General features: G+C 71.5%; 19 protein-coding genes and 1 pseudogene. 14 read left to right on the plus strand and 6 right to left on the minus strand.

What is annotated here, in order from left to right; all coding sequences use genetic code 11:
• The 4 genes and pseudogenes from VF289_RS19460 to VF289_RS19475 all read left to right on the plus strand — a co-directional run.
• Window positions 1-705 (plus strand): annotated as a pseudogene (locus VF289_RS19460) (hypothetical protein); the annotation flags it as partial.
• Window positions 706-730: 25 nt separating this feature from the next.
• Window positions 731-2407 (plus strand): extracellular solute-binding protein, encoded by a 1677-nt coding sequence (locus VF289_RS19465; RefSeq protein WP_330886157.1) that lies wholly within the window; start codon window positions 731-733, stop codon window positions 2405-2407.
• A gap of 37 nt (window positions 2408-2444) precedes the next feature.
• Window positions 2445-3701, plus strand: coding sequence for a sulfatase (locus tag VF289_RS19470; RefSeq protein ID WP_330886159.1), 1257 nt, complete (start codon window positions 2445-2447; stop codon window positions 3699-3701).
• Window positions 3698-5668: a heparinase II/III family protein gene (locus tag VF289_RS19475; protein ID WP_330886161.1), complete on the plus strand. Its 1971-nt coding sequence runs from the start codon at window positions 3698-3700 to the stop codon at window positions 5666-5668. Before VF289_RS19470 ends, VF289_RS19475 begins: the two co-directional genes overlap by 4 nt.
• 12 nt (window positions 5669-5680) lie before the next feature.
• Here VF289_RS19475 and VF289_RS19480 read toward each other — a convergent pair whose 3' ends face one another.
• Genes VF289_RS19480 through VF289_RS19490 form a run of 3 tightly spaced genes read right to left on the minus strand, consistent with a single transcriptional unit; the run spans window position 5681 to window position 8732 of the window.
• A complete protein-coding gene (locus VF289_RS19480; RefSeq protein WP_330886163.1) occupies window positions 5681-6886 on the minus strand; it encodes an ABC transporter permease in 1206 nt (401 codons plus the stop codon).
• On the minus strand, window positions 6883-7638 hold the full coding sequence (locus VF289_RS19485) for an ABC transporter ATP-binding protein (RefSeq protein ID WP_330886165.1): 756 nt from the start codon (window positions 7636-7638) through the stop codon (window positions 6883-6885). The genes VF289_RS19480 and VF289_RS19485 overlap by 4 nt, the downstream gene beginning before the upstream one ends.
• Window positions 7635-8732, minus strand: a complete 1098-nt coding sequence (locus tag VF289_RS19490; protein WP_330886167.1) for an efflux RND transporter periplasmic adaptor subunit — start codon at window positions 8730-8732, stop codon at window positions 7635-7637. Before VF289_RS19490 ends, VF289_RS19485 begins: the two co-directional genes overlap by 4 nt.
• A 291-nt stretch (window positions 8733-9023) precedes the next feature.
• Here VF289_RS19490 and VF289_RS19495 point away from each other — a divergent pair, with 291 nt between their 5' ends.
• The 5 genes from VF289_RS19495 to manA all read left to right on the plus strand — a co-directional run bounded on the left by VF289_RS19495 (window position 9024) and on the right by manA (window position 15714).
• Window positions 9024-9977 carry a serine hydrolase domain-containing protein gene (locus VF289_RS19495; protein ID WP_330886169.1) on the plus strand — a complete coding sequence of 318 codons (954 nt, stop codon included), beginning with the start codon at window positions 9024-9026 and terminating at the stop codon, window positions 9975-9977.
• A 61-nt stretch (window positions 9978-10038) separates the two neighbouring features.
• Window positions 10039-11367 carry a hemolysin family protein gene (locus tag VF289_RS19500; protein ID WP_330886171.1) on the plus strand — a complete coding sequence of 443 codons (1329 nt, stop codon included), beginning with the start codon at window positions 10039-10041 and terminating at the stop codon, window positions 11365-11367.
• 190 nt (window positions 11368-11557) lie between these two features.
• Window positions 11558-13303, plus strand: a complete 1746-nt coding sequence (locus VF289_RS19505) for a pyruvate dehydrogenase (RefSeq protein ID WP_330886173.1) — start codon at window positions 11558-11560, stop codon at window positions 13301-13303.
• Window positions 13304-13468: 165 nt separating this feature from the next.
• Window positions 13469-14509 (plus strand): hypothetical protein, encoded by a 1041-nt coding sequence (locus VF289_RS19510; protein WP_330886175.1) that lies wholly within the window; start codon window positions 13469-13471, stop codon window positions 14507-14509.
• A gap of 2 nt (window positions 14510-14511) precedes the next feature.
• Window positions 14512-15714 (plus strand): mannose-6-phosphate isomerase, class I, encoded by a 1203-nt coding sequence (gene manA / locus VF289_RS19515; RefSeq protein WP_330886193.1) that lies wholly within the window; start codon window positions 14512-14514, stop codon window positions 15712-15714.
• Window positions 15715-15760: 46 nt separating this feature from the next.
• Here the strand turns inward: manA and VF289_RS19520 are convergent, their stop codons facing one another.
• Window positions 15761-16852, minus strand: a complete 1092-nt coding sequence (locus VF289_RS19520) for a MauE/DoxX family redox-associated membrane protein (RefSeq protein WP_330886177.1) — start codon at window positions 16850-16852, stop codon at window positions 15761-15763.
• A gap of 129 nt (window positions 16853-16981) precedes the next feature.
• Between VF289_RS19520 and VF289_RS19525 the strand changes: the two genes are divergently transcribed.
• The 4 genes from VF289_RS19525 to VF289_RS19540 all read left to right on the plus strand — a co-directional run bounded on the left by VF289_RS19525 (window position 16982) and on the right by VF289_RS19540 (window position 23145).
• On the plus strand, window positions 16982-18406 hold the full coding sequence (locus tag VF289_RS19525) for an aldehyde dehydrogenase family protein (protein WP_330886179.1): 1425 nt from the start codon (window positions 16982-16984) through the stop codon (window positions 18404-18406).
• Between the two features lie 222 nt (window positions 18407-18628).
• Window positions 18629-20077, plus strand: coding sequence for a M48 family metallopeptidase (locus tag VF289_RS19530; protein WP_330886181.1), 1449 nt, complete (start codon window positions 18629-18631; stop codon window positions 20075-20077).
• A gap of 171 nt (window positions 20078-20248) precedes the next feature.
• A complete protein-coding gene (locus VF289_RS19535; RefSeq protein ID WP_330886183.1) occupies window positions 20249-21679 on the plus strand; it encodes an MFS transporter in 1431 nt (476 codons plus the stop codon).
• A gap of 245 nt (window positions 21680-21924) precedes the next feature.
• Window positions 21925-23145 (plus strand): hypothetical protein, encoded by a 1221-nt coding sequence (locus VF289_RS19540; protein WP_330886185.1) that lies wholly within the window; start codon window positions 21925-21927, stop codon window positions 23143-23145.
• Here the strand turns inward: VF289_RS19540 and VF289_RS19545 are convergent.
• Window positions 23087-24109, minus strand: coding sequence for a hypothetical protein (locus tag VF289_RS19545; protein WP_330886187.1), 1023 nt, complete (start codon window positions 24107-24109; stop codon window positions 23087-23089). The two genes, VF289_RS19540 and VF289_RS19545, sit on opposite strands and share 59 nt — an antisense overlap.
• Window positions 24106-24558, minus strand: a complete 453-nt coding sequence (locus VF289_RS19550; RefSeq protein ID WP_330886189.1) for a hypothetical protein — start codon at window positions 24556-24558, stop codon at window positions 24106-24108. Before VF289_RS19550 ends, VF289_RS19545 begins: the two co-directional genes overlap by 4 nt.
• Before the next feature lie 259 nt (window positions 24559-24817).
• Between VF289_RS19550 and VF289_RS19555 the strand changes: the two genes are divergently transcribed.
• On the plus strand, window positions 24818-25675 hold an 858-nt coding region (locus VF289_RS19555; protein WP_330886191.1), incomplete at its 3' end, for a transglycosylase family protein.

Consider the following 25675-nt stretch of genomic DNA (forward strand, 5'->3'; position numbering starts at 1 on the left):
GATGCGTTCTCCGTGGATCAGCCGAAGCGGAAGACGTGGGTCGCGAACGGCACCACGCCCCTGATCTTCGACACGATGTCTGCCTGGCCGGACTTCGGCAACTTCGCCCTGCCCGAGGGGTTCCGCCTCGAGGTGCTACAGCCGCCGAAGGCCGAGGGCGGTGGCGTGGCGCCTGTCCACATGGGCCCCTCCACCCACAACATCACCTCCCTCTCCAAGAAGTCCGAGGACCGCGCCGAGACCCTGCTCCAGGTGCTGAACCACATCGCCGCTCCCTTCGGGACGGCGGAGCAGCTGTACCTGGCGTACGGCGAGGAAGGGGTGCACCACGAGCTCGACGGCACCAACCCCGTGGTCACGGAGAAGGGGCGCAGCGAGCTGCAGCTGAGCACGAAGTACATGGCCCAGGGGCCGTGGGTCCACTTCAACGCGAAGGACTCGGCGGTGTCCCAGGCGCAGTACGACGCCTCGATGGAACTGGGGCCGACGGCCACGCACAACCCCGTCGAGGGACTGTTCAGCGAGACCCAGAGCCGCAAGGGCCGCCAGATCAACTCGACCCTGGGCGATCTCGAGACGGACATCCTGCAGGGCCGCAAGCCGGTGAGCGACTGGGCCAAGGGCGTGGAGACCTGGAAGAAGGGCGGCGGGGACGCCATCCGTGACGAGTACCAGCAGGCGCTCGCCGAGCGGGCCGAGGGGTGAGCCCGGAATGAGGGAGGGAGCAGACATGCAGACCACGACGACCACGTCGAGCACTACCGCGCCGAGCACGACGGCGGGCCTGACCCGACGGCGACTGGTCCGCGGCGGGCTCGGCCTCGGCGCCGTCGCCGCCCTCGGCCCGCTGGGCCTGGCGGCCTGCAGCAACGAGGGCCGAGGAGGGACCGAGCTGGGCGACAACGCGGATGTCACCCGGCCCGAGTACATCCCCTTCGAGGGCGTCACCCTCGATCTGGAGGGGAACGACGAGGAAGGCATCAGCGGGGGGATGCTGGAGTATCCGGCGGATCCGCCCACGGTGGCAGACGGGCCTCCCGGGGACGGGGAGGAGATCGGCTTCTTCGTGATGACCAACACCCCGGCGCCGCCGGGGCGGGATGCGAATGCGTTCTGGCAGGGTCTCGACGAGCGTCTGGGGTCGCCGACGACGATCGCGGTGGTGCCGACGGGGGACTTCGCGGACCGGTTCAACACCACGATCGCCGGGGACCGGCTGCCGGACATCTTCTCGTTCTTCCCGGGTGATGTGCCGAGCCTGCCCTCGATGCTGGCCGAGCGGGCCGCGGATCTCACCGACCTGCTCGCCGGGAGTGCGTCGGCGGACTACCCGTTCCTGGCCAACGTGCCGCCGAAGGCGTGGGACGCCTGCATCCATGGTGGCAGGATCTACAGCATCCCGATCCCGCGGGGCATCGTGCAGACCACCGTGCTGTACGCCAGGCAGGATCTGCTGGAGGACGAGGGGCTCGAGGTCGATGCGAGCTCGCTCGAGAGCTTCATCGACACCTGCCGGGAGCTGACCGGTGGGAACCGATGGGCGCTCCCGGTGCTGCCGACGGGCTACCTGCGTCAGATGTTCGAGATCCCCAACAGCTGGTCCGGGGACGCCGACGGTCTCACCAGCGCCCACGAGCACGAACGCCAGCAGGACGCGCTGGAGGCCGCGCGCCGGATGGTCGAGGAGGGGCTCGTCCATCCCGATGCCTTCACCGCGAACATTCCCCAGCGGAAGACCTGGGTGGTCAACGGGACCTGCGCCCTGTTCTGGGGAACCCTCTCCGGGTGGCCGGACTTCCGGAACTTCCCCCTCCCCGAGGGCTTCCGTCTCTCCGTGCTGCAGCCCCCGAAGGCGGAGGGCGGTGGCGCGGCCCCTGTCCACATGGGGCCGGCGACGCACAGCGTGACCTCGATCAGCAAGAAGGCCGAGAGTCGCGTCGAGACGCTGCTCGCGGTGCTGGATCATCTCGCCGCCCCCTTCGGCACCGCCGAGTACCTGTTCCACACCTTCGGGATCGAGGGCGTGCACCATGAGCTCGACGGCACCACCCCGATCACCACGGAGAAGGGCCGCACCGAGATGCAGCTGGGCCTGAAGTACATGGCCCAGGGGCCGTGGGTCCACTTCACCGCGAAGGACCCCGAGACCACCCAGGCGCAGTACGACGTCACCCAGGAACTGGCTCCCACCGCCGTGCACAACCCCGTCGAGGGACTGTTCAGCGAGACCCAGAGCCGCAAGGGCCGTCAGATCGGCTCCGCGCTCGCAGATCTCGAGACGGACATCCTGCAGGGCCGCAGGCCCGTGAGCGACTGGGCCAAGGGTGTGGAGACCTGGAAGAAGGGCGGCGGGGACGCCATCCGTGACGAGTACCAGCAGGCGCTCACCGAGCGGGCCGGTGGCTGATCCGCCCCGAGGGACCTGATCCGACAAGGAGGACCATGTGAGACCGCACATCATCTACCTCAACTCCCATGACACCGGACGCCACGTGCAGCCCTACGGCCATGCGGTGCCGACCCCGAACCTGCAACGACTGGCCGAGGAAGGCGTGGTCTTCCGGCAGGCGTTCTCGGCCTCGCCGACCTGCTCGCCGAGCCGGGCCGCACTGCTGACCGGGCGCACCCCGCACGAGGCGGGGATGCTCGGCCTCAGCCATCGGGGCTTCTCCCTGGCCGATCCCTCGCAGCATCTGAGCCACGTCCTGCGCTCCGCCGGCTACCGCACCGTGCTCGCGGGGCTGCAGCACGTGGCGCGCGACCCCCACGAACTCGGCTACGACGAGGTGCTGCCTGCGCCGAGCCACTCCATGGCCGATGTCGCGCCGCGCGCGGCCGAATTCCTGAGGGGCGGGCACGAAGGGCCCTTCTTCCTCGAGATCGGGGTGTTCGAGACACATCGCCCCTACCCGGAGCCGGAGCGCGACCCGGCACACGTGATGCCTCCGGCGCCGATGCCGGACACCCCGGAGACCCGGGAGGACATGGCGGGATACCTGGCGAGCGCCCGCGCCTTCGACGACGGGGTGGGGCAGGTCCTCGACGCTCTGGAGCAGGCCGGGATCGCGGAGGAGACCCTGGTGCTCTGCACGACCGATCACGGCCTGGCCTTCCCCGAGCGGAAGTGCACGCTCTCCGATGGTGGGATCGGGGTCATGCTGATGATGCGGGGCCCAGGAGGGTTCACCGGGGGAGGGGTGAGCGATGCGCTGGTCAGCCAGCTCGACGTGATGCCCACGCTGTGCGACCTCGCCGGTGCGGAGCCGCCGCCCGGCCTGCGGGGGCGATCGCTGCTCCCGCTGCGGGACGGCACGACGGAGAGCCTGCACGAGGCGATCTTCGCCGAGCTCACGTATCACGTGGACTACGAACCGCAGCGCTGCGTCCGCACCGACCGGTACAAGTACATCCGCTCCTACCGGGACCTCGACCACCGCATCCTCGCGCACATCGACGACGGTGCCAGCAAGCGCCTCCTCGTCGAGGCGGGCTGGGGGGAGGAGGGCCAGCCTCCGGAGATGCTCTACGACCTCCTGCTCGACCCGCAGGAGACCCGCAACATGATCGACGCCCCGGAGCTCGCCGAGATCGCGACCGACCTGAGGCGGCGGCTCGAGGAGTGGATGAAGGAGACGGCGGATCCGCTGCGAAACGGGCCCGTTCCCGCCCCGGCCGGGGCCGACGTGAGAGGGGCGCCATGACCCGCAGCACCGACCGGGCGCCTGATGCCCCCGTCGGCCCGGCCGGTTCCGTCGGCCCGACCGTCTCCGTCGGCCCGGGCGGTTCCGTCGAGCCGGACTGGGCCGCGGCGGTCGACCGGGCGATGACCACCACCTGGGGCGCGGAGATCCTCCAGCGGGTGCGGGAGGACTTCACCTGGTGGCGGACCAGGCTCGACATCCCCCCGCCCGGGCGGGACAGCGAGTGGACGCACCACGCCTTCTGCGCCGACGGCACCCGCCTGACCTTCGATCCGGAGCGTCCGCACCACCATGCCTGCCCGACCTGCGGTGACAGCCGCACGGGCGAGCCGTGGGACGGCGCCTGGCGCACACAGATGCACAACGCGGCCGCCTCGCAGGCCCAGCGAGCCGCTCTGCTGCTCCGCCTCGGCGACGACGAGGTGGAGAGGAGGGCCGGCGGGGAGGCGCTGGTCGAGATCCTCGAACGGTATGCACGGGACTACCATCGCTACCCGGCCCACGGCGACAAGGTCGGCACCGGCAAGGTGATGCCGCAGAACCTCGACGAGTCGATCTGGGCGATCGCCCTGCTGCGCGCCGTGCGCTGGGGCGGCGACGCGCTGCCGGACCACGCCCGCCAGCTCGCGCGAGACCTCGCCGCGCAGATCGCGCGCCTGCTGGAACCGCAGCTCGGACAGGTCCACAACATCCAGTGCTGGGTCCTCGCAGCGCTCGCCGAGTGCGGGATGCGCACACGGGACGTCGACCTCCTCGAGCGGATCCGTCGCGGCCCCTTCGGCGTCGAGACGCAGCTGCGCGAAGGGTTCCGACGGGAGGGCCTCTGGTACGAGACCAGCGCGTTCTACCACTACTACGCGCTCGCGGCCCTGCTCTCCTACCGGGAGGCGGTGGGCGTCGACGGACTCGGGGCCGAGGACGCCCGGGTGCTGGCCCGGGCGCTCGAGGCACCGGTGACCCTCGCCTACTCGGACGGGCTGCTGCCCGCCTACGGCGACTGCTGGCCCCACGGCCATCTCACGGACTTCGTCACTCACGTCGCGATCGCCTCCGCCGTCCTCCCCGACTGCGAGATCTCCGGGAGCGGATACGCCCCGGACCCGGTCGGGCAGCACCCGATCGACCTCTGGATCGGCTCGCGCTGGGAGCACGGGACCTCTCGGCCCATGGCGGGACTGCCCAGCGTCGCCGCACTCGTCTTCGGTCCGGGAGCACTTGCGCAGGCGACCGGTGCGCCCGAGGGCAGATCGTTCCTCTGGCCCGATACGGGGCTCGCAGCGCTGGTCTCCGAGCGTGCCCGTGTGACGATGCGCTTCGGCCGCGATGCGGGGATGCACGACCATCGGGACAAGCTCGCCGTGGACGTCGAGATCCCCGGCGCCTGGCGCAGCCTCGACCTCGGCTCCGGCGGGTACACGGCCGAACTCACGCAGTGGATGCGCTCGCCGGCGGCGCACAGCATCACGAGCATCGGCGATCAGCGCCAGCCGGCGGTCGACGCCCGGCTGCTCGACTGGAGCGAGGACCGCGTCAGCGCCGAGGTGGCCTGGGACGGCAGGCGTCTCCGGCGCACCGTCCACCTGGACCCCGACGGGTGGACCGACGTCACGGAAGCACAGGCCGAGGGGACGGTCCCCCTCGTGTGGGTCTTCCACGGGGACGGTGAGGTGCGGGCCGACGGGGGCACCGTGCCGGCGGAGCTTCCCGGGGACCTCCCGGGCCAGGAGAGTCTCCAGGACGTCCGCCGGCTCACGGCGGCGGGTGACGACACCGTGACCGCGATCTGGGAGATCCCCGGCGCCCCGTGGGTGACCCTGGCACTGCCGCCGGGCGGGACGGCCTACGCCGCCACCGGCGCGGCGAACCCGTCGGGCCGGGCGCTGGGCGTCCTCCTGGTCCGGGTCCACGCGGAGCAGGCGCGGTTCGAGGCCCGCTTCACCGTGCCCTCCGCGGGGCGGGCGACCTGACCGCCTGTCCCCTCAGCTCCGGATCGCGTCGATCACCTTGATGCGGGTGGCGATCAGGGCGGGCAGCGCCCCGGCCAGGACCCCCACGAGCGTTGCGGCACCGAGGCCCAGCAGCACCGCCTCGACCGGGAACGGTGGCAGCTCCACCAGGCCGATCTCCCGGAAGAGGTCGCTGACGAACGGTGCTTTCACGAGCGCCACCGCAGCGGTCACCCCCACCGCGCCGGCCAGCACCGTGGCGACCACCGACTCCATCAGCACCCCCACGAAGATCCGACCGCCGGTGGCGCCGTAGGAGCGACGGATCCCGATCTCCCGCACCCGGAACCGCACGGTGACCATTGAGGTGTTCACCAGGCCGAGGGCACCGAGCGCCAGGATCACCAGCGCCACGCCGATCACCGCGTAGGCGACCACGTCGAAGCCGAGGTCACCGGCGGACATCGAGGTGGAGTACACGTCGAACGCACCGGCGTGGGTGTCGCGCAGGGCGGCGGACAGCCGTCCCCGGATCTCCTCACCCTGCTCGGGCGGCACCCAGAGGATGTACTCGGAGGTCATCGGAGCCTCCGAGCGGCCGGGCAGCGAGGACATGCCGCCGGCGGCCATGTACGCCGAGGGCCCCAGCTCCATGCTCGGGTTCGCGGGCAGGACACCCACCACGATCGCCTGGTCGGCGTCGGTCGATCCCGTGGCGCCGTAGATCGTGACCGGCTCGGTGCCGAGGTCCGGGCTCCCGAGCATCTCGTACAGCGGGGCGTTGACCACCAGAGCCGGAGCGAGCCGTCGCGCATCGGAGTCCGCGATCCAACGACCCTGCTCGACGGTGGTGCGGAAGATGTCGGCGAAGGACGGATCCACGCCGATCAGCTCGGAGGTCTGCACCCCCTGCGGTGTCTGCACCCGCAGCGAGTCGTAGAGGCGGCGGCTGCGCTGGTCGATGCCGAGGCGTTCGACCTGTTCGAGCACGGCATCGTCCTGCTCCGACGGCGTGACACCTGAGCCCCCGCCCATCGGTTGGATCGTCAGGGTCTCGTCACGCCCGGCCCAGGTCTCGGAGGACTGGGTGAGGGCGCTGGTGAGCATCCCGCCGCCGCCCATCACCGTGGTCAGCGCGAACACGGAGAACGCGACCCCGATCAGGGACAGCAGGATGCGTCCCTTGTGCACACGCAGCTCGCCGTAGGCTTCGACGATCGAGGCGAGAAGCCCGGTCATGCCACGGCCTCCCGCCCGGTGCGCAGACCCGCTGTCGCGGACAGCGCGTCGCGAGCTCCGGCGGCGCCCACGTCGTGCAGAGTGCCCTCGTCCAGCAGGAACGAGCGGCGGGACATCGCCGCGACCTGCAGGTCATGGGTGATCGTGACCAGGGCGGCGTCGGAATCGCGAGCGATCTCGTCCAGCAGGGCCATCACCGCCTCGCCGGTGGTGACGTCCAGTGCACCGGTGGGCTCATCGGCCAGGATCAGCCGCGGCCTGCGCACCAGCGCACGGGCCACCGCCACCCGCTGCTGCTCACCCCCGGAGAGACGAGAGGGCAGCTGGTCCGCACGGTCGGCGAGCCCCACCTTCTCGAGCATCTCGCGAGCGAGCCTCTCGCGCCGCCAGAACTGGCCGGCGCTGCCGTACATCAGCGGCATCATGACGTTCTCGAGAGCGGTGCGGCCGTCGAGCAGGTTGAACTGCTGGAACACGAAGCCGATGGAGGCTCCGCGCAGTCGGGCCCGTCGGCGCTCGCCGAGCCGGGAGACGTCCGTCCCGTCGAACAGCAGCTCGCCGTTGCTGTGTCGATCGATGAGTCCCAGCAGGTTCAGCAGGGTGGTCTTGCCGGAGCCGGAGCGGCCCACGACGGCGACGTGATCGCCGCCGTGCACCGTGAGGTCGATGCCGCGCAGGATGTGCAGCTCCTCTCGGCTGGGCAGTCGCACGCTGCGCCGCAGATCGCGCAGCTCGAGCAGGGGAGCGGTCACCACATCCCACCTTCGAGGGACGGGTCCTCCGCGTCGACGCCGGGGGCGAACTCGAGGATCTCCTGCCCCTGCTCGAGACCCTCGATGACCTCGACCGTGCCGTCCCCGCGCATCCCCAGGGTGACGTCGACGGCGACGGGCTCACCGGTGGTCTCATCCAGCGTGTAGACGGTGCCGGCGGTGCCTTCGCCCTCGACGGCCGTGGTGGGGACGGTGAGCACACCGGTGCGGGTGCCGAGGTCCACCGTCACCTCGACGCTGAGCCCCGGGACCACGCGGGCCTCGGCGGGAACCGGGCACACCAGCTGCGCTGCGGAGATCTCTGCGCCCTCGGAGGCGACCGTCTCCTCGGTGAACGGATCGACCTGTGGGGCGGCCGGTGCGTCGAGCTCCTCGATCTCGGCGTCCTCGGTGATGGCGGGGCTCGCGCAGGTCACCGGGTCGGGGGTGGTGGGCAGCTCGGCGGAGGCGTCCAGCTCCATGTCCAGCAGGGACAGCTGCTGCTCGGGGGTGAGGTCGGCGACGATCGAGTAGGTACCCGGTGAGATGGCCGCGACCTCGTCACCCTCGGTGAGGTCGTCCCATTCGGCGACCTCCATGCCGCTGATCGTGCCGGCCGCGGTCGCGACCAGGTTCACGTAGCGGTACTCGATCTCAGCAGGTTGAGGTGCGGGTATCGGCGCGGCGCCGTCCATGTCATCCTCGCCTTCACCCCCGTCCTCGCCCTCGGCGATGACGGGCAGCTCGGAGGGCTCCGGCTCGGCCGGGTAACGCACCTGCAGGACCCGCTCGCCGAGGTCGACCTGATCGCCGTCGCCCCGCCAGATCCTGGTGATCTCGCCGGTGCTGGTGGCCTTCAGCGCCGTGCCCGCATCGGGCTGGACCATGGCCGGCAGCACGAGCTCGGAGGACAGGTCCGACGGCTCGACCGCGATCAGGGCGTACTGGTCGAAGTCCGCGCTGGGGGCGAGCGGATCCTGCGCCTGGTCGTCCCCGCCGGACGGGAAGAACGCCATCTTCGCCAGCGCCACGGCGATCAGGCCGAGGATGAGCATCCAGATCACGGGGAAGACATAGCGACGCAGCGTGTCCACGGGCGCCTTTCGATCGGGTCGGCGGCGCCGACGAGGAAGAGGCTGCGGCGCCACGAGCAGAGCGAGGAGGAGCGGCCGACAGTGCGCCCATTATTGCCGTGCCGCGTCCCGCTGACCACCGACTTTGGTGGGGAGGCGCCGGGGCTCGCTCCCGTGCCCGGCGCCGGTCCGTCACGGGACCTCTCGCCGGTCCCCACCGGATCTGCGTCGCATGTGTGGTGAACGGGGAGATGCCGTCCACCCACGGCAGCACCGGGTGACGGGAGCGTTCACGCGCACTACGGTCGAGCCATGAGCCCCGCCGCCACCCCCGCCAGCACGTCCCTCGACGCCCCCGTCCCCGACTCCCTCCTGCTGCTCCCGCTGCGCCAGCGGATCCTCGAGAAGGATCTCGGAGTGCGGGCCCTGCACCTGCACCGCGCCGGCCGGGCGGATCTCGAGCACCGGTTCGTCGACGACACCGCGGAGAACGTCTTCTCCGTCTCCAAGACGGTCACCGCGCTGGCCGTCGGCATCGCGGTGGGGGAGGGGCTGCTGGATCCGGAGGATCTGCTGGTGGACCACCTGGCCGCCCCGGAGGGCGGCTACGGGAAGGGCGTGGAGAAGGTGCGGCTGCGTCACCTGCTCACCATGACCTCCGGCTCCCCGGTGCTCGGCTTCCTCGAGGAGCAGCGCGACCACCCGGATCTCACGTCCCTGCTGCTGTCCACGGACCTCGTCGCCGATCCCGGGACGCGGTGGGAGTACTCCAACGGGTCGATCTTCCTGCTCTCCCGCGTGATCACCGAACGCACCGGGCAGTCGATGCGGGACTGGCTGATGCCTCGGCTGTTCGAGCCCCTGGGGATCCTGAACCCGCAGTGGCACACCACCCGCGACGGCCACACCTGGGGTGCGACGGCCCTGCACCTCAAGAGCGGACAGCTGGCACGCATCGGCCGCCTGATGCTCCAGCGCGGCGAGCACGAGGGCGCCCAGGTGGTGCCCTCGGCCTGGATCGATGCGCTGCACGCCGAGGCCGCGTGGGTCGCCACCGGCGACGCCGAGCCCGAGAACGCCCGCTACGGCTACGGGATCTGGCAGTGCACGCCCGAGGGTGCGTGGCGGGCCGACGGCGCCTACGGCCAGTTCCTGCTGGTGCTGCCCGCTCAGCAGGCGGTCCTCACCATCACCTCGCACCTCGAGGGGCGCGGGGTCGGCGCGATCCTCGGCGCGGTGTGGGAGGAGCTGCTGCCGCTGCTGTGAGCGGCGCCCCGGCCCAGCCCGTCCCCAGCGGTCGACCCGCGCGGCAGGTAGCGTTTGCCCCATGGACCCCTCTGTTCTCCTGAACATCGCCCTCGTGCTGCTCTTCGTGCTCATCGGCGGTGTGTTCGCGGGTACCGAGATGGCGATCGTCAACCTCCGCGAATCGCAGATCAAGCAGCTCGAGGAGAGCGGCCCCCGCGGGGAGAAGACGGCCACCCTGGTCCGGGATCCCAATCAGTTCCTCTCCGCCGTGCAGATCGGTGTGACGGTCGCCGGGTTCTTCTCCTCCGCCTACGGCGCCTCCACCATCGCGCCCTCCCTGGTGCCGGTGCTCACGGACCTGGGACTGCCGGAGTCGACGGCGAGCACGGTCGCGCTGATCGGGATGACGCTGGTCATCGCCTACCTCTCGCTGGTGCTCGGTGAGCTGGCGCCCAAGCGGCTGGCCATGCAGAACGCGCTGGGGATGACCAAGGTCGTCGGCCCGCCGCTACGGTTGTTCGGGCAGCTGATGCGCCCGGTGATCTGGCTGCTCTCCGCCTCGACGAACATCGTGGTGCGGCTGCTGGGCGGTGACCCGCACGCGAACCGCGAGGCGGTCTCCGCCGAGGAGATCAAGTCGATGGTCCGCGACTCCGACGCCCTGGACCAGGCCGAGTCGAGGGTGCTGGCGGACGTCTTCGACGCCTCCGAGCGCACCGTGGTCGAGGTGATGCAGCCCCGCCATCAGGTGCACTTCCTGGACGGCGAGCGCACCGTGGTCGAGATCCGCGAGGAGATCCGCGACACCGGCTTCTCGCGCTACCCGGTGATCGGGGAGGACGTCGACGACGTGCTCGGCTTCGTGCACGTGCGGGACATGCTGCTGGTCCAGGACCCCGCGGCGACCCGGATGTCCGAGCTGGTGCGCCCCATCGAGCACATCCCCGGCACGGTCGAGGTGCTGAAGGCCCTGAACCGGATGCGCGCCCATGCGGACCAGATCGCCGTCGTGGTCGACGAGTACGGGGGCACCGACGGGATCGTCACCCTCGAGGACCTGCTCGAGGAGCTGGTGGGGGAGATCTACGACGAGTTCGACCAGGAGACCTGGCCGACGCCCGGCGGGCTGGACAGCATCCTCGCGGCCGACGGCACCTTCGAGGGCGGGCTGATCCTGCAGGAGTTCGAGGCCGCGACGGACATCGCCCTCCCGGACACCGGCGGCTACGAGACGGTCGGCGGATTCCTGATGGCGCAGCTGGGCCGGATCCCCGAGGCCGGGGACACCATCACGGTCGAGGGCGGCACCCTCGAGGTGGTCGAGGTCGACGAGCGCCGCGTGAAGACGGTGCGGTTCACTCCCGTCGAGGCCGCCACCGAGGAGGGCGAGGGGGCCGAGGAGTCCTGACCGGCCCTGCTCGCGCCGGCCCTGCCCCCGCTCCGGTCCTGCTCGCGCCGACCCGTCCGCGCCGGCTCGTTCGGCCGATCGGTCGGCCGTGCATGGGCGCGGTGCCCGGGTCGCGACTAGAGTGAGGAGGACGGGCGCCGCGCCTGGGGCGGGCGCCCTCCCGGACGCACCCACCCCTGGAGGCACCACCATGGCCAGCACCTTCGCCCAGCTCCTCGTCACCCAGCTCCGCGATCTCGGTGTCGAGCGCATCTACGGGGTGGTCGGCGATTCGCTGAACCCCGTGGTCGACGCGGTGCGCACCACCGAGGGCATCGACTGGGTGCATGTGCGCAACGAGGAGGCCGGAGCCTTCGCCGCCGGTGCCGAGGCCCGCCTCACCGGGAAGCTCGCCGTCTGCGCGGGCTCCTGCGGGCCGGGCAACACCCATCTGATCCAGGGCCTGTTCGATGCCCATCGCGATGGCGCCCCGGTGCTCGCGATCGCCTCCCACATCCCCTCGGAGAAGATCGGTACCGGCTTCTTCCAGGAGACCCATCCCGAGATCCTCTTCCGCGAGTGCTCCCACTTCTGCGAGATGGTCAACTCCGGCCCCCACGGCGCGAGCATGCTCCATATCGCCGTGCAGACGGCGATCGCGAAGCAGGGCGTCTCCGTGCTGGTGCTGCCCGGTGACGTCGCCGACCAGGAGGTCGACGGCCCGCTCACCCGGGACCTCGCCACCGATCTCGGCCGGATCCAGCCCGCCGCGGGTCCCGTCGGCCGCCTGGCGGAGCTGATCGACGAGGCAGAGACCGTCACCCTGTTCACCGGGGCGGGGGTGCGCGATGCCCGTGAGGAGGTGCTCGCGCTCGCCGAGCGGATCAAGGCGCCGATCGGGCACGCCTTCGGCGGCAAGGAGATCATGCAGTACGACAACCCCTTCGACGTGGGGATGAGCGGTCTGCTGGGCTACGGCGCCTGCTACGACGCGATGCACGAAGCCGATCTGGTGATCCTGCTGGGCACCGACTTCCCCTACACCGAGTTCCTCCCGGCCGACGGGAAGAAGGCCCCGACGATCGTGCAGGTCGACGCCGAGGCCTCACGCCTGGGGCGGCGCGTGCCGCTGGATCTGGCGCTCCACGGGGACGTGGCCCTCACGCTGCAGGCCGTGATGGCGCTGCTGACCCGGGAGAAGAGCGCCCGCTTCCTGCACCGCCAGCTGAAGGCCCATCACAAGGCGCTCACCGGAGTGGTCTCCGCCTATACGAAGAACGTCGAGAAGATGACGCCGATCCACCCCGAGTTCGTCGCCGCGACCCTCGACGAGCTCGCGGCCGACGATGCCGTGTTCACCGTGGACACCGGCATGTGCAACGTGTGGGGCGCCCGCTACATCACCCCCAATGGGAAGCGCCGACTGTTCGGCTCCTGGCACCACGGCTCCATGGCCAACGCCCTCCCGCAGGCGATCGGCGCCTCGTCGGCCTTCCCCGAGCGGCAGGTGATCTCGATGAGCGGCGACGGCGGCCTGGGCATGCTGATGGGGGAGCTGCTCACCGTGAAGCTGCATGAGCTGAACACCAAGATCCTGGTCTTCAACAACTCCAGCCTCGGCATGGTCAAGCTCGAGATGCTGGTCGAGGGCCTGCCCGACCACGGCACCGATCACGAGGACGTCGACTACGCCGCGATCGGCGCCGCGGTCGGCATCGGCGCCGTGCGCATCACCGACCCGAGGACGCTCAGGAAGCAGCTCGCCGAAGCGCTGGCCACCCCCGGCCCGGTGCTGATCGACGTGGTCACCGACCCGGATGCCCTCTCGATGCCGCCGAAGATCTCCGCCCAGCAGATCCGCGGCTTCGCGACCGCCTCGACCAAGATCGTGCTCGGCGGCGGCGTGGGGAAGATGCTCGACATGGCGGCGTCGAACCTTCGCAACATGCCGCGGTGAGGTCGCGGCGAAGGCGCGGCGGCTCCGCGCTGAGGCTGCGGTGAGTCCGCGGAGAGAGCGCGCCGGGGCTGCTGTGATGGCGCACGGATCTGCCGGTCACCGGGGCCTCCGTGTGGAATGCTGGTCCCTCCGGAGTGATCGCACGTCGAAGGGGAGGGGCGGCCCATGGCACTGATCCATCCGCGCAGCCTCGAACGCTGGCAGGAGTGGCGCGGTTCGAGGCGTCGGGCGGGAGGGATACACCGCGCCCGGCCCGCCTCCCCCGCGGAGGGGCCGACGGGCTACGTCCTGCACACGAGGGAGGGGAGCGGCCCCGCCCGCACCCTGCTCGGCATCGACACGGCAGAGGGCGCCGCGCACGGCGGGCTGCCCGCCGTCCTGCCCTATGTGCACGGCAGCGCCGTCGTGGTGACCCCCGCCGGGCTCGTGCTGGAGGAGCTGACCGGTCCCGCATGGCACCACCAGCGCATCGCCGCGCCGGCTGCCGCGCTCGACGGTCTCGGCATCACCTCGGTGCTGACTCTCGGCTGGCATCTCGACGTGGGCCGCAGCCTCCACGACTGGGCGCGCGAGGAGGGTGTTCCGGGAGCCGTCGTCCAGCATGACGTGCTCACCCCCTTCGCGCCGCCGCTGCCGCCGGAGACGACCCTGCTGGCGTGGACCGCGCAGGACGGCGAGTTCCATCGAGCCGGGCGCGAGGACATCGCCGTACGGGTGGTCGGGTCCCAGCGGCTCTGGCAGGCAGCGCACGAGGCGTCGGGGGATGCCCTCCCGCAGGAGGACCGGCCGGTGTTCCTGGGGGAGCTCTCCGCGATCGAGCTGCCGCGCCGGGTGGGCCTGCTCGCGGCGGTCGACTACTGCCGCTCCACCGGCGCGCTCTACCGCGCCGACCCCGCCGCGACCGATCTCGTGGTCCGGTCCGCGCACTCGCTGATGCGGCGACGGGGCATCGAGTTCCAGGACCCGGCCCTCCCGCTGGCGGAGCAGCACCGGCCCGTCGTCTCCGTGTTCTCCGCAGACGTCCTCGAGGCGGCCGTGCGCGGACTGCCGGCCTGGGTGCATGCACCGCGGGGCCCGTCCTGGATCGCTGAGCACTGGGAGCGCTACGGCATGCGTCGTGCCGGGGGAGAGCCGACCCCTGCACCGGCCGTGGGCACCGACGAGCCGGCGCGGCTGATCGCCCAGATCCTCGAGGGCGGCACGTGAGCCTGGTCGATCTCGACAGCCACCTCCAGCACTACGCCTGGGGCTCGAAGGTCGCGATCCCCGAGTTCCTGGGGCGCGAGGCCGACGGGCGGCCCTGGGCCGAAGCCTGGTTCGGCGCGCATCCGCTGTCCCCGGCCACGGTGCCCGGCGGGGCTGGACTGGACGCCGCGATCGCCGCAGATCCTGACGGGATGCTCGGCCCGGACATCGCGCGCGCCTTCGGCGGGCAGCTGCCGTTCCTGCTCAAGGTGATCGCCGCGGAGCAGCCGCTGTCGCTGCAGGTGCACCCCACACGGGAGCACGCTGCGGAGTCCTTCGCGGCCGAGAGCGCCGCAGGGATCGCCCCGGACTCCCCGCGCCGCACCTACCGGGATGCGAACCACAAGCCGGAGATGCTCATCGCGCTGACCCCCTTCACCGCGCTGTGCGGATTCCGCACCCCGCGGCGAGCGGCGGCGATCCTCGACGGCCTCGGCACGGATCTCACCGATCGGCTGCACCGCCTGCTGGTCGAGAACCCCACCGCCCACGGGATGCGCGCCGCCTTCCGCACTCTGGTCTCCGCCTCGCTGCGGCCCGCGCCGGAGGCCGTCGACGCCGTGGTCGAGGCCTGCCGTGCGCGGTCCGCGGCAGAGGCGTCCCCGTCCCCGCGCATCGACCGCTTCGTCTCCCTGCTGGCGCAGCATCACCCGGGCGATCCCGGGGTGGTGGCCGCCCTGCTGCTGAACCCCGTGACCCTGCAGCGGGGAGAGGCGATGTTCGTCCCGGCCGGGACGCTGCACGCCTACCTCCACGGCACCGGACTGGAGATTATGGCGACCAGCGACAACGTGCTGAGGGCGGGGCTGACTGCGAAGAAGATCGACGCCGAGGAGGTGCTGCAGTGCGTGAGCGTCACCGCGGCGCCCCCGCTGCGGGTCGCCGCGGAACGGCAGAACCTCACCTCGATCGCCTACTACGCCCCGGTGGACGACTTCGAGCTGGCGATCACCGAGCTCACCGACACCGGCGGCACCCCCGTGGAGCCGCATCCGATCCCCGGCTCGGGGCCGCGGATCGTACTCGGCCTGGAGGGGTCGATGACCCTGGTCGCCGCGGGCCGCACCCATGCGCTGCGCGCCGGACAGGCTGTCTTCGTCCCCGCGGCGGACGGGCCGCTGCGCGCCTGGGGCAGCGGCAGCTTCGCCCAGGCCAGCGTGCCCTGAGCCGCCGGGGCGGACGGGCCGGTCCAGGCTGCCCGGTCGGGGATCCTCACACGGGTCCGGCCAGCTCGCCGTCCGCCTGCGCGCCCGCCAGCTGCTCCAGGATCTCCTCGACGAACTCGATCACTGCGCTCCCGCCCTGCACGGGCCCGCCGGCCAGGAGCCCGTCGGCCCCCAGCAGCACGGCCGACGGCGCACTGCGGCCCCCGAGCGCGGTCCGCGCCGTGAACTGCAGGTCATGCATCACGTGCTCGCCCACGCGCTGGGTGGTGCGCTCGCGCAGCTGATCCACCGGCCGCGAGAACACGAAGCGGACCTGCATGAAGGGGGACAGCTTCTCGATCCAGCCGGCCGCGTGGTCCAGCACCCTCTCGCAGGGACCGCAGCCCTCGGAGACGAAGACGAGCAGGGCCGCTCGGTGCGCGGTGAGCTGGCTCAGCGTGATCAGAGCACCGCCCGGCTGCTGGAGCACACCGCCGGGGATGCCGGAGCGCTCGTAGTCGAGCATCTCGTCCTCGTTCTCGTCCTCGTTCCCGTGCTCGCCCGTCGTCGGATCGGTGCCTGCGACACCCCGCTCGCGGACCGCTCGGTCCGTGCCCGAGCGTCCGCTCGTCCCCGCGGCCTCCTTCGCCGTGCCGCCGAGGGTGAGCATCGTGAGCACGATCGCCGCCAGGAGGGCGACTCCGAGGCCCACCAGCGCCAGCGGCGTGCGCACCAGCGCTGCCGTCATGAGCCCGCTGCTCGCGGCCACCACAGCCAGCACTCCCATCCCCGCCAGCAGCACGTTGCGCCCCAGCGTGGCCTTGGAGACCGTGGGTGAGGCGAACGAGCCGAAGCAGGAGCACTCCACCTGCTCCTCGAACGTGAGCGCCCGGGCGATGATCCCCAGGTAACCGAACATCAGCAGCGCGATCACCACGGCGACCATCACCTGCAGCGGCACGAACGGAACCCACAGGGCGAGTGCGAGCACGATCTCCGCGACCGGGAGCACACTGGCCACCGAACGGTGGAAGGAGCGCAGCGGGAGCCGCAGCGAGGTCATCGCATCCTCGGTGCCCCGGCGCGCGCCCAGCTTCGCGAGCCCTGAGACCAGCAGCGTCAGGGTGAGCAGGATCGGCGCGGTCAGCAGCACGGTCATCGAAGTCGTCCTCCCCATCGGCCCGGACGTCGGGCCGCCTTCCCTCCATTGTCGGTGATCGCCGGACCAGGCGTGCCCCCGACGGGTCCACGCTCTCGCCCTCGTCGCCGCGCGCCCTACCCTGGACCCATGCCCACCGAGACGACCGGCACCCCCTCCACCACCGCCCTGCGCTCCGAGATCGAGGCGGACGTCCGCGCCCTGCGCGACTCCTTCGACGCCGGCACCACCCGCGGCCTCGATGCCCGCCTCGCCCAGCTCGCCGCGCTGCGCCGCGGCCTGCGTCGGGAGGAACCGCGACTGGCCCGCGCGCTCGCCGAGGACCTCGGCAAATCCCGCACCGAGAGCGCGCTCACCGAGATCGGGGTGGTCTCCCAGGAGATCGCCCACACCATGAAGCACCTGCGCTCCTGGCTGCGCCCCGAGAAGCTCGCCCTGGGGGCGATGCTGGCCCCGGCCTCCGGCGAGCTGCGCCGCGAACCGCTGGGCACCACGCTGATCATCTCGCCGTGGAACTACCCGGTGAACCTCACCCTCGCACCGCTGGTCGCGGCGATCGCCGCCGGGAACACGACGATCGTGACGCCGAGCGAGGTGGCGCCGGCGACCTCCGCCGCACTCACACATCTGCTGCGCAGCCACCTCGATCCCGACTGGGTGCGCGTGGTGGAGGGAGCCGTCACGGAGACCACGATCCTGCTCGAGCAGCGCTTCGACCTGATCTTCTACACCGGCAACGCGGCCGTGGGCCGGATCGTGGCCCGCGCCGCTGCCGAGCACCTCACGCCCACCGTGCTCGAGCTGGGCGGCAAGTCGCCGGTGTTCGTCGACGAGGGCGCTGATCTCGCCGTCACCGCACGCCGGATCGTGTGGGGCAAGTTCACCAATGCCGGGCAGACCTGCATCGCGCCCGACTACCTGATGGCCACCCCGCGCACCCTCGAACGCCTCCGCCCCCACCTGCGCCGGGCTGTGCGCGCCCTGTACGGCGGGCGGCCCGAGCGCAGCCTCGACTACGGCCGGATGGTCAGCGCGAAGCACTTCGAGCGGGTGCTCGGCCTCATCGACGACGACAGGGCGATCCTCGGCGGGACCGGCGAGGCAGACGCCGACACCCGCTACCTGCCGCCCACGATCATGCAGGACGTGGACTGGGACGATGCGGTGATGGGGGAGGAGATCTTCGGTCCCGTGCTGCCGCTGCTGGCCGTCTCCGGACCAGACGAGGCGATCGCCCGCATCCGCTCCGGTGACAAGCCGCTGACCGCCTACGTGTTCTCGCCCCGTCGGGCGGTCGAGGAGCGCTTCGCCGAGGAGACCTCCTCCGGTTCGCTGGCCCTCGGCGTCACCCTCGCGCACGTGGGCACCCCCGGCATGCCCTTCGGCGGGGTGGGGGAGTCCGGGATGGGCGCCTATCACGGCCGCGCCGGGTTCGAGGCGTTCACCCACGCCAAGCCCGTGGTGAAGAAGCCGCTCACGCCGGACACCCTGAAGCTCGTCTACCCGCCGTACCGCGGAGCGAAGAGACGGATGCTGCGGCGGCTGATGCGCTGAGGCCGCCCGCGCGCTCGGCGAAGGGCGTCGCCGCCGTGCGCACTGCCCGTTCCGGCGGAGGTCTGCGCCGTCCGGCCAGGGACTGCCCCTTTCGGCCGGACGGACTCCGACCCAGGTCGAGGATCCTCCAGAATGTGACCGGTGAGGCGTTCCGCGGGGGCTCGCGGGGATATCGTCGGCCGTGGCCCCGAGCAGGGCGATGGATTGAAGGAGCACACGACCATGACCCAGCCTCCCCCCGGCCCACCTCGGTTCCCTGGCGCGCAGCCCCCTGGCGGCGGCTCCGCCTCCACCGGGCCCGCCTCCTACGGCTCGCCCTACGGAGGCATCGCCTCAGGTCCCGGCTCGCCCGGTGGCCCCGGTGGCACAGGTGGGTACGGCGGTCCCGGCGGTCCGACGGGCCCCGGCTCCTTCGGCGGGCCTCCCTCTTCGAGCCGGCCCGCGCGGCCGGGCGATCCGAGCCTGGTCAACGGTGCGACCAGCCACGGCATCATGGGCCAGAAGGGGATCCGCCATCCGTGGGAGCTACCGCTGCTGTGGACCGGCGTGGCGATCACGGTGCTCGCCTACATCGCCTGGACCCTCCTGATGATCACCACCGTGGTGCTGCGGGTGACAGAGGGAGAGGCGACGGTCGCGAGCCTCTGGCAGTACGTGGGCATCCTGCCGTTCGTCATCCAGCTCGTCGTCATCCTTCCGCTGTTCCCGATCCTCGCCTTCTTCGCCCGCGCGATCATGTACGCGCAGATGCGGGCGACGGCCGTGCGCATGAGCCCCACCCAGTTCCCCGAGGGGTACCGGATGGTCGCTGCGGCCGCGCAGCAGTTCGGCATGCGTCGGGTGCCGGATGCCTATGTGCTCATGGGCAACGGCGTGCTCAACGCCTTCGCCTCCGGCCACGGGCTCCGCCGCTTCGTGATCATCCACTCCGACATGTTCGAAGTGGGCGGCAGGACCCGTGACCCCGAAGCGCTGCGCTTCGTGATCGGCCACGAGGTGGGTCACCTCGCCGCCGGTCACGTCTCGTACTTCCGCATGGTCTTCACCAACGTGATCCGCATGATCCCGCTGCTGGGCCCTGCCTTCTCCCGCTCCCAGGAGTTCACCGCGGACAACTTCGGCTACGCCTGCGCACCGGCAGGAGCCCCCGGCGTGATGGGGGTGCTCTCCGGTGGCAAGTACCTCAACGCGGAGGTCAACGTCAACGAGCTGGCCGATCGTGCAGCGACGGATCCGAGCCTCTTCGTGCACTGGGTGAACTGGACCTCCTCCCACCCGGTGACCACCTGGCGCGCCCACGCCCTGCGAGACCGCTCGAAGCCGGGCTCCCTGTGGATCCGCCCCAGTGGGGCCCTGTTCCAGGCACCCCTGCCCCCGGGGCACGTCTGGTCCTCGAAGTACCCGACCCCGGGCGATGCGCTGGCGATGCTCGATGCAGCGGACGCCGCCCGTCCCGCAGGTGCAGAGAGCCAGTTCGGGCGCTTCCCGGGAGCGGACTACTCGAATCGTCCCTCGATGCGGGAGGTCCAGACGTCCACCCCGCTGCTCTCCCAGCGCACCGGCTACCTGATCCCGCCGGGCCCCTATTCGGACGATGCCCGCGGCACCGCACGCAGCACCGAGGCGAGCTCCGGAGGCTCGCCGATGCCGCCGCCGCAGCAGCACCTCTGATCCCGTCTCGTGACCCCGACACTTGATCTCGACTCTGAGCTCGCGTCGGGTCCCGGCGGTGCGCGCCGCACCGGGTGCAGCGGCCGGCCCCCGAACGAGGTCCGGCGGCGCCGGTGTCCCGCCGGTCACCCCACCCTCCTCAAAAGTGCAGTGAGTGCATAGAGTGGACGGGTGATCCCCGACCCCAGCGCACCGACCCCACCGGTGCGCCGCAATCCCCTGCTCGCCGTCCTCCTCGCCCCGCTGTTCATGGCCCTGATCGCCGTGAGCGTCATCAACGTGGGCCTCACCGCGATCGGCGAGGGGCTCGAGGCGGACTCCGGCGATCTGCAGTGGGTGATCTCCGGCTATGCGCTGGCATTCGGCATGCTGCTGGTCCCCGCGGGACGAGCGGGCGATGCCACCGGGCGGCGCCGCATGTTCATCATCGGCGTCGGCGTGTTCACCCTCGGTTCCCTGCTCTCCGGATTCGCGCCGAACGCCGAGATGCTCAACGTCGCCCGCATCCTGCAGGGCCTGGGCTCGGGCCTGCTGAACCCGCAGACGGTCGCCCTGATCCAGCAGCACTTCCGCGGCCACGACCGGGCCCGGGCGTTCGCCCTGCTGGCCACCACGGTGGCCGTCGCCACCGCCGTCGGCCCCGTCGTGGGCGGAGCGCTGATCCAGATCCTCGGCCCCGACTGGGGCTGGCGCTGGATGTTCCTGATGAACGCCCCGATCGGGGTCGTCGCCATCATCGGCGCGTTCAAGTACATCCCCGACGACAGGGCGCGGGGGAAGGGGCGGCCGGACCTCGATCCCATCGGTGCGATCCTGCTGTGCCTGGCGATCCTGGGGATCATGCTGCCCTTCCTCGAGCGCGGCATGAGCGTGCTGGTGTGGCTGTCGTTCCCGGCCGGGCTGCTGGTGCTCGGCCTCTGGTGGCTGTGGGAGCGGCGGTACACGCGCCGCGGTCGCAGCCCCATGGTCGACACCGCGATCTTCGTGAACCAGGCGTTCCGCAACGGCATCCTCATCGTCTCGGTGTACTTCCTCGGCGTCACCAGCGTGTGGATCATCGTGCCGCTGTACCTGCAGATGCACCTGGGCCACACCGCCTTCGAAGCCTCCCTGATGGGGGTGCCCTCCTCGATCGCCGCCGCGATCAGCTCCCAGGCCCTCGGTAAAAGAGTGCTCACCTACGGGCGGCGGATGGTGATCGTCGGCTTCGGCGTTGCCTTCGTGGGCCTGGCCGGAACGGCCGTGATGACCGGCTTCGTGGAGAACGGCACGGTCGCCTTCTGGTGGCTCGCGGTGCCGCTGACCCTGATGGGCCTCAGCCAGGGCATGACCATCTCCCCGAACCAGACCCTCACCCTGAACTCGGTGGATCCTCGCTTCGGCGGCGTCGCCGGCGGCATCCTGCAGCTGGGCCAGCGCACCGGTGCCGCGATCGGCACCGCGATGATCCCCGGCATCATCTTCTCGCTCACCGAGGGTGGTCACGCCTGGCTCGAGGCCTTCATCATCGCGCTGACGATCATCATGGCGCTCACCCTGGCCGCGATGGGCGTCAGCTTCGCCGACCGGGCGCGGGAGAAGGCGGGCAAGGGCGCGCTCTGAGCCGTCGGCCGACGGCCGCGCACTGAGCCGTCGGCCGGCGACTACGATGGCGCCCACCCGATGCGGGCGGCGCCGACGCCCCGGGGCCTGGTGGGAGAGTCGGCGGCGCCGCCGACAGCAGCGGAGGGGAACGCATGGGGGCGAGGCGACGCGACCGCCCGACGGGGCGAGCTCTGCCGCTCGGCTGGGACGATGCACAGCCGCAGGGCGGGGACGATGCGCAGCCGACGGGTGATCGCTCCGGCATGTCCGAACCCTCCCGCGCAGCTCTGGGCGCTGCCGGCGGTGACGACCCGGAGACCGCCCCCTCCCCGCGCCCCGGGCGCGATTCCTCCCGGCGGGGCCCCTCCCGGCGGGGCCTATCCCGGCGGGCGCGTCGGCTGCTCGCCGTCGGCTCCGTGCTCGCCCTGGTCGCCGCAGGGCTGGTAGGACTGCCCAGGTTGCTGGGGGCCACGGACGGTCCGGAGCAGGCCGCCCATGAATTCCTGCAGGCGGTCATCGAGGGTGACCTGGAGACGGTGCACGCGCAGAGCGAGGAGGCGCCGGACGCGAGCGCCCTGGCGCTCACCGCGGAGATCCTCGACGGAGCCGAGGACCGGCTGGAGTCCTTCGAGATCCTGGGCGTCGAGCGCGAGGCCGGCACCGCGACCGTCACCGCCGAGCTCCGCACCGGGACGACCCAGCGCGAGGCCGTCTTCACCGTGACCGCGACCGACACCGGTCCCTTCACCCCTCCCGACTGGGAGCTGGAGCCGGTGCCGCTGCCCGAGGTCCTGATCGACGTTCCCCTGGGTGCGCAGGAGATCGCGATCAACGGCGTCAACCTCCCGCTGTCGGCGCTGAACCCGTCCGCACAGCCGTACGCGCCGCGGGCCGCGCTCCAGCTGCTGCCGGGCACCTACGAGATCACCCTGGCGAACATCCCTCCCTGGCTGGAGGCCCCGCAGCTCTCCCTCGAGGTGCCGCCCACCTTCGCCGTGTGGCGCAAACCCGTGCGCGATCTGCGCTTCGAGCTCGACGCCGCCGCACGCAAGGAGGTGCAGAGCCAGGTCGACGCGGCGCTCGAGGACTGCGCAGCCAGCACTTCCGCCGCTCCTGCCGGCTGCCCCTTCGCGGCGCCCGGGACGGCGGAACAGAACGGCGCGTCCCCGGGCCGAGGGACCTGGACGCTCACGGACCCGCCCCGTGTGGGCACGGCCTCCATGGACGCGTTCCTGTGGATGGTGCTCGGGGAGGGCAGCGCACGCTTCCACCCTGACGGGTCGGCGCCGGACGCCGACGGCATCGTGGTGCCCTTCAGCCTTGACGCCATCGCCGTCCTGGACGGGGAGGGGGCGCTCGAGGTGCACCTGCGCTCCCCGTCGTCCGTCAGCTACGGCTACTGCGTCGACGCGGAGACCGGCGTCTTCAGCGGAGTCTTCCTCCACCACGCCGACTCCCCGGACTACACGGAGCAGTGCGACTGAGCACCGGCGCCAGGAGGCCGGGCCGCCGCAGCCGTTCCAGCGGCAGGAACGCCGCCCAGCAGATCGCCGTGGGCAGGAAGTGGATCCCCAACAGTGCCAGGGTCGCCAGGTGGAACCCCAGGTAGGCGATGACCGCGAGCATCAGCGCACGGCCCCGCAGGAACAGCACCACGGGGGAGAGGAGCTCCAGGGCGAGGCCGGCCCATTGCGCCGGCACGAACACCCACGGCATGTGCGCCACCAGCCAGTGCGCGAGTCCGGTGCCGCGCCGGATCGAGGCCCAGGTGAGGATCGCGCTGCTGCCCCAGTTCGCGAGCGACCCCGAGTACAGGATCTTCGGGATGATCGAGAAGAAGTAGGTCGCGACGACGGCGATCTGGATCGCCCGCAGCGCCCAGCCCGCGGCCTCGCTGCGCACTGCGCCGTCGGCCGCGGTGGTCGAGCCCGCGCCGGCCGCACCGAACGAGCCCGCGCCGGCCGCACCGGGCCGGTCCCCGTCGGCCCGGGAGGTCGGCACCCCTGCGACCGTGGGCAGCACCGCGACGGCGACCATGAGCGCCAGATGGTCGTGGGCGACATAGCCGTAGGAGTTGCTGTAGAGCATCCACAGCCAGAACGCGATCGCGACCACCGCGCCGGACAGCCGCGGCCGCCACCCCACGATCCCCGCAGCGCAGCCGGCCAGGATCACGACCAGCAGCGTCCAGGCCAGCGGCGCGGTCACCGGCGGCAGGTGCAGCAGGCGGGCCAGCGCGACCGGCGTGTAGAAGCCGGCATTCCCGGCATGGGCGAGCACGTCCCGGGAGAAGGTCAGCACGTCCAGCACCACGAACGCATGGACGATCACCCGCAGCACCCGCACCCGGGCCGGGGGCAGCGCCGGGAACAGGACCGAGCGCAGGCGGGACGAGGAGCCCCCGGGGGACGGGGCGGCGGTCACGCCACCGGCGGGCATCGAGCTCATGGCACCTCCCACCGGACCACCTCGACGAGCTCGGCCTCCCCCTGCGCGGTGCCGTTCTGCAGCTGCGTGATCCGCTGGCAGAGCACCAGCGCCCGCAGGGGAGGCTCCTCGGCGTGACGACGGTCGTACTCCGCCGCCAGCGGAGCCAGCAGGCTCGGGTCCGCCTCGATCGCAGGAAGCTTGTTCTCGACGTCGGCGCGCTCGATGCCGACACTGCGCTGTCCGAAACGGATGTCGAAGGGCTCCCCGCCCTCGCGGATCCCCTGCAGGCAGGTGTTGATCACCTCGCCCTCGGGATCGGTGCCGGTGGAGAACTGGTCCAGCACCCCGAAGGGGAACAGATCGTTGGACCGGGTCAGGCCGCCCAGGGTCAGCACTCCCACGCACAGCGCCACCACCAGCACCCGCCAGGCCAGCGAGAGGGGCGGGAGAGGAGACGGCGAAGGCACGGGAGGAGCGTATCGGGATCCAGGGGGAACCTGGCGGCGACGCAGCGCCTCGTCAGCGCGGAGTTGTACTCGGTAATTCTCTTCATGTGATTCTCTCATTCGGCGGTTTCGGTAAAAATTACATAAAGTTATGGCGCGGAATTGGCATTCAGTTCACCGAAGCCACTGGTGAGCAGGGCACGGTGGGTCGTGTGCCGACGCTGAAGCGTCAGCCATCCTTTCCCTTGGTTCTCTTCCCCGCGCTTCTCAGGAGCTCTTGATGTCCGCACCCGCCCGCATCCCCACCCATCGCGCCGACGGTTCCGCGGTCTACTTCCGTGGAGCGCGCGTCGCGCCGAAGATGGCCGCCGCCACCGGCGGTGCCGTGATCGCCGCCGGGCTCGGGGTCTCCGGAGCAGGGGTCGCCGCAGCGGATGACGGCGTGTGGGACAGGGTCGCCCAGTGCGAATCCGGCGGCAACTGGTCGATCAACACCGGCAACGGCTACTACGGCGGACTGCAGTTCTCGCCCTCCACCTGGCGGGCCTTCGGCGGCGCTGAGTTCGCCTCCTCCGCGCACCAGGCCACCAAGTCCGAGCAGATCGCGGTCGCGAAGCGCACCCTGGACCGTCAGGGTCCCGGCGCCTGGCCCACCTGCGGCAAGCGCGCCGGCCTGACCAAGGCGAACGGCGGCGCGGACGCGAACGCACAGCCGGGCGGCCGTGGGGGCTCGACCTCCCGCGACGAGGACCGCGCGAGCTCCGGTGCACTCGTGGTCGATGGCAAGTTCGGCCCGGCCACCACCCGTGCCCTGCAGGGCTGGTTGGGCGTGACGCAGGACGGCTCTCTCTCCACCGCTGACATCAAGGCGCTGCAGTCCAAGGTCGGCGCCTCGGCCGACGGCAAGATCGGCGGCGAGACCACGCGCAAGCTGCGCGCGACCATGGGCCTGGGCAGCAATGGCGCCTGGGACTTCCGCAGCAACTACTCCACCGTGAAGGCTCTGCAGGGCTTCCTCAACAACGGCGCCACCTCGAGCGCCCCGGCACCCAAGCCCGCACCCTCGGCCCCGAGCAGCGGCGACCTCGTGGTCGACGGGAAGTTCGGTCCGGCCACCACCCGTGCCCTGCAGGGCTGG

Origin of the sequence: Brachybacterium sp., from assembly GCF_036379615.1 — a bacterium.
Taxonomy (GTDB): Bacteria; Actinomycetota; Actinomycetes; order Actinomycetales; family Dermabacteraceae; genus Brachybacterium.

Bases quoted from the DNA above. Each gene is read 5' to 3' on its own strand.
- VF289_RS19465 (WP_330886157.1), top strand. From the start codon at position 731: ATGCAGACCACGACGACCACGTCGAGCACTACCGCGCCGAGCACGACG.
- VF289_RS19475 (WP_330886161.1), top strand. From the start codon at position 3,698: ATGACCCGCAGCACCGACCGGGCGCCTGATGCCCCCGTCGGCCCGGCC.
- VF289_RS19480 (WP_330886163.1), bottom strand. From the start codon at position 6,886: ATGACCGGGCTTCTCGCCTCGATCGTCGAAGCCTACGGCGAGCTGCGT.
- VF289_RS19495 (WP_330886169.1), top strand. From the start codon at position 9,024: ATGAGCCCCGCCGCCACCCCCGCCAGCACGTCCCTCGACGCCCCCGTC.
- VF289_RS19500 (WP_330886171.1), top strand. From the start codon at position 10,039: ATGGACCCCTCTGTTCTCCTGAACATCGCCCTCGTGCTGCTCTTCGTG.
- VF289_RS19505 (WP_330886173.1), top strand. From the start codon at position 11,558: ATGGCCAGCACCTTCGCCCAGCTCCTCGTCACCCAGCTCCGCGATCTC.
- VF289_RS19510 (WP_330886175.1), top strand. From the start codon at position 13,469: ATGGCACTGATCCATCCGCGCAGCCTCGAACGCTGGCAGGAGTGGCGC.
- VF289_RS19520 (WP_330886177.1), bottom strand. From the start codon at position 16,852: ATGACCGTGCTGCTGACCGCGCCGATCCTGCTCACCCTGACGCTGCTG.
- VF289_RS19525 (WP_330886179.1), top strand. From the start codon at position 16,982: ATGCCCACCGAGACGACCGGCACCCCCTCCACCACCGCCCTGCGCTCC.
- VF289_RS19530 (WP_330886181.1), top strand. From the start codon at position 18,629: ATGACCCAGCCTCCCCCCGGCCCACCTCGGTTCCCTGGCGCGCAGCCC.
- VF289_RS19540 (WP_330886185.1), top strand. From the start codon at position 21,925: ATGTCCGAACCCTCCCGCGCAGCTCTGGGCGCTGCCGGCGGTGACGAC.
- VF289_RS19545 (WP_330886187.1), bottom strand. From the start codon at position 24,109: ATGAGCTCGATGCCCGCCGGTGGCGTGACCGCCGCCCCGTCCCCCGGG.